This is a genomic window from Actinomadura sp. NBRC 104425 (assembly GCF_030269545.1).
GTDB lineage: Bacteria > Actinomycetota > Actinomycetes > Streptosporangiales > Streptosporangiaceae > Spirillospora > Spirillospora keratinilytica.
The window spans coordinates 1-393 of sequence record NZ_BSTN01000123.1 but is presented as its reverse complement, the minus strand read 5'-3'; the positions used below and the strand labels follow the sequence as shown (position 1 = coordinate 393).

General features: G+C 66.9%; 1 protein-coding gene. It reads right to left on the bottom strand.

The window, feature by feature from the left end; genetic code table 11:
• Nucleotides 1-370 (bottom strand): AMP-binding protein (locus QSK22_RS33390; RefSeq protein ID WP_285498508.1); only part of this gene is annotated, 370 nt, incomplete at its 3' end.
• Between the last annotated feature and the right edge of the window lie 23 nt (nt 371-393).

The window sequence follows — 393 nt, the reverse complement described above, 5'->3', positions numbered from 1 at the left end:
GCATGAACTCCACACGCTCGGCCGGACTCACCGGATCGATCGGCAGATACGCCGCACCCGCCTTCCACACACCCAACATCGCCGCCACAACATCCACACCACGCGGCAGGCGCAGCGCAACCACCGAACCGGCGCCCACACCGAACCCGACCAGCACCCCAGCCAACCGAGCAGCCTTAGCGTCCAGCTCGGCATACGTCACCCGCACCCCGTCGTGCACGACCGCGACCGCATCCGGAGCTCGACGCACCCACTCCTCGAACAATTCCAAAACCGTGCCCTCCGGCACCGCAGCCGCAGTGTCGTTCCACTCGTCGAGCACGAGACGACGTTCCTCGGCGTCCAACACATCGACCGCGCGCAACCGCACGTCCGGAACCTCGCTCACGGTCT